This window comes from Kocuria sp. ZOR0020 (assembly GCF_000800955.1).
GTDB classification, from domain to species: Bacteria; Actinomycetota; Actinomycetes; order Actinomycetales; family Micrococcaceae; genus Kocuria; species Kocuria subflava.
Map to the genome: position 1 here is coordinate 1 of NZ_JROX01000202.1, position 3,063 is coordinate 3,063.

Here is a 3,063-nt window from a genome sequence, read left to right on the forward strand (position 1 = left end):
GACCTCCGAAAAGACCCAAATCTCAGCCCAGTGAGGGACTTTTCGGGGGTCTCGGCGGTGTTTTCAGCGCAGTTGCTCGCGCAGCACGTTCTTCCGGATCTTGCCCGAGGCTGTGCGCGGCAGTTCTTCCACCACCGTGAGCGTTTTGGGCACCTTGTAGCGGGCCAGTTGCCCCTCCAGGAACGCCTCCACATCGGATGCCTCCAGATGTTGCGCGCCATCCCTTAGGACCACCACCGCGTGGGGAACTTCTCCCCACTTGTCATGCGGGACCCCCACCACGGCCACCGACTGGATGGCAGGCATCCGCAGCATGGCCGCCTCAACTTCTGCCGGGTACACGTTCTCCCCGCCAGAAATGATCATGTCCTTGATCCGGTCAGAGATGTAGAGGAACCCATCCGCATCCGTGTAACCCATGTCTCCGGTCCGGAACCAGGTCTTCTCCCAGGAACCGGCGGCATCCGGGCGGTTCCAGTAGCTGCTGATCACGTTGGGACCGGAGACCAGGATCTCTCCCGGCTCACCGCTGGGCGCTGCCTCCCCCATGGGATCCACAATGCGGAAGTCGGTCCAGAACTGGGAGATCCCGGAGGACCCGGCCTTCTCCCGTGAACGGTCCGGCGGCAAGGTGGTGACTGCGGGGGAGGTTTCAGTCATGCCGTAACAGTTGGTGAACCTCAATCCACGCTGCTCATAGGCCTCGATCACCCGCAGCGGCACCGCCGAGCCCCCGCAGGTCATTTTGGAGACCGTGGAGATGTCCGTGGTCTCCCAGGCCGGATCCTCTGTGAGCAGTTGGTAGGTGGTGGGCACTCCGGCCAACCACGTGATTCCGTGCTTCTCAATCAATTCCAGGGCCCTGCTGGGGATGAACTTGGGTTCCACCACCAATGTGGCCCCCTTCAGCAGCACCGGCAGCATGCACATTCCCAGTGAGGCCACGTGGAACATGGGCGAGATCTGCAGGGACACGTCCGTGGAGGCCACATCAAAGTCCACCAGCACGTTGAATGCGTTCCACGTCAGGTTGGCGTGGGTCAGGCAGGCACCCTTGGGTTCGCCCGTGGTGCCGGAGGTGTAGAGGATGACCGCCAGGTCCTCCTGGGCCACGTCTCGGTCCTGATCCCAGGCTTGAGCATCAGCAATCTGGTCCTGGAGCCCCGGCGCCCCCTCCTGACTCTCCCCCAGTGACCACCGCGGCAGGTCAGCGCCCAGATTCCCGACGGCGGCGGCAGCCAGCTGCGTCAACCCGGAGTCATGCAACAAGATCTTGGCCCCGGAATCCTCCAGCTGGTAGGCGATCTCCCCGGGTGCCAACCGCGTGTTGAGGGGGACGAACACAGCCCCCAGCAGTTCCGTGCCGAACAGCGCGGTGACGAACTCCGCGCTGTTCTACCCCAGCAGCGCCACCCGGTCACCCTGCTCAATCCCGGCGCGATCCAAGGCGGTGGCGATCCGCGCGGACCGGTCACGCAATTGCGCGTAGGTCAGCGTGCGGTCCCCGTCCACCAATGCGGTTTTGGGTCCCGAGCGTTGGAATCTGCGCTCCAACCAGGATCCGATGCCAACGTTGCGCACAAGCCCTCCTTGCCACTGCAAGCCGACAGGAGCTGTGGGAACACAGGCCACCCCATGAGCCTTGGATCGTCAGCAACTGCGGTTAATTGTTGAACTTTTCAACTATTGGCAGATCCTAACGACGTGACGTAGGGCACGTAAAGACCTCACGCAAGGTCAGCACATGTCACCCGGAGGCGAGCTTGCGCAGCAGCATCTGCAAGGTGGCGCGTTCGGGATCCGTCAGATTCGACTGCACGCGTGCAGCCGCCTGCCCGGCCTGCAACTCGGCCTGCCCAAGAACCTCACGCCCACGATCTGTGGGAACAATGATCTTGGACCTGCGATCCCTGGGATCCGGCTCACGCTCCACCAGACCCAACTTCTCCAGATGGTCCACCACCGCCACCACCTGACTGGGATCCAGCACCAGGAAATCACTGAGTTCGCGCTGCGTGGGTGCCTGCGGTTCGCAGGCCAGGGACAGCACGGAATAGTGCCTCACCTTGAGGTCCAACTGCCGCAGGTACCCGTTGGTCAGGGCCGAACCCAAGGATCCAAAACGGTTCATGAGGAACATGGGGTCCTGTACCAGGCGGGCGTCCGCAAACAGCGTGTTCCCGGTCATCAACTGCAGTTCCGGGGGCGTGGGGTGTTCCCAGTCCTGCTCCACTGCCTGCGTCATGCGCGCTCCCACTTCCGCCGCCCTGGTTCACCTGCTGCACCTTCTGCCCCCATTGTCTCCCACACTCACGTTGCACAATCGTTGACAATTTCAACGGTTTGGTTTCTGATGAACAGTGAGACCACCGGTCAGCATCCACTGGCCCTCCGTTCCCGCAGCAAGGCGGGATGCGGACCGCGCAACGTTGCAAAGGAGCACACCATGACCCACTCCGCCACGCCCCTGAGCGGCAAGGTGGCTGTTGTCACCGGATCGGGCCAGGGGCTCGGCCTGGCTTACACCCAGGAGCTCGCCCGCCGCGGGGCCGCCGTCGTGATCAACGACGTCGACCAGGCCACTGCCGATGCTGCCGTCGCCTCAATCGTGGAGGCCGGGGGGGCGCGCGAGCGCCGTCGTCGCTGCCGTGGGGAGCACCGAGACGGCGGAGGCCCTGGTCAAGGGGGCCGTGGAGGCTTTCGGTGGGCTGGACATCCTGGTGAACAACGCCGGGATCCTTCGGGACAAGTCGCTGCTGAAGATGACCGACGAGGACTTCGACCTGGTCATCCAGGTCCACCTGCGCGGCACGTTCACGTGCGTCCGTGAGGCATACCGCTACTTCAAGGAGAACGGCGTGGCGGGCCGCATCATCACGATCGGCTCACCGACCGGCCAGTACGGCAACTTCGGGCAGACCAACTACGCCGCCGCAAAGGCCGGAATCGTGGGCATGGTGCGCACCTGGGCACTAGAGATGAAGAAGGCCAGCGTCACGGTCAACGCGGTGATTCCCGTTGCGGCCACCGCCATGACCAAGACCATCCCGTTCTTCGAGAAGG

2 protein-coding genes and 2 pseudogenes are annotated in these 3,063 nt (G+C 63.6%); 1 reads left to right on the forward strand and 3 read right to left on the reverse strand.

What is annotated here, in order from left to right:
* Positions 1 to 63: 63 nt before the first annotated feature.
* The 3 genes and pseudogenes from L979_RS17100 to L979_RS11470 all read right to left on the reverse strand — a co-directional run bounded on the left by L979_RS17100 (position 64) and on the right by L979_RS11470 (position 2,245).
* Complete coding sequence (locus L979_RS17100; protein WP_369792995.1) at positions 64 to 420, reverse strand: hypothetical protein; 357 nt, start codon at positions 418 to 420, stop codon at positions 64 to 66.
* A gap of 66 nt (positions 421 to 486) precedes the next feature.
* Positions 487 to 1,632: pseudogene (locus L979_RS11465) on the reverse strand (AMP-binding protein); the annotation flags it as partial.
* Between the two features lie 115 nt (positions 1,633 to 1,747).
* Complete coding sequence (locus L979_RS11470; RefSeq protein WP_156125569.1) at positions 1,748 to 2,245, reverse strand: MarR family winged helix-turn-helix transcriptional regulator; 498 nt, start codon at positions 2,243 to 2,245, stop codon at positions 1,748 to 1,750.
* A 201-nt stretch (positions 2,246 to 2,446) separates the two neighbouring features.
* Here L979_RS11470 and L979_RS11475 point away from each other — a divergent pair.
* Positions 2,447 to 3,063: pseudogene (locus L979_RS11475) on the forward strand (SDR family NAD(P)-dependent oxidoreductase); the annotation flags it as partial.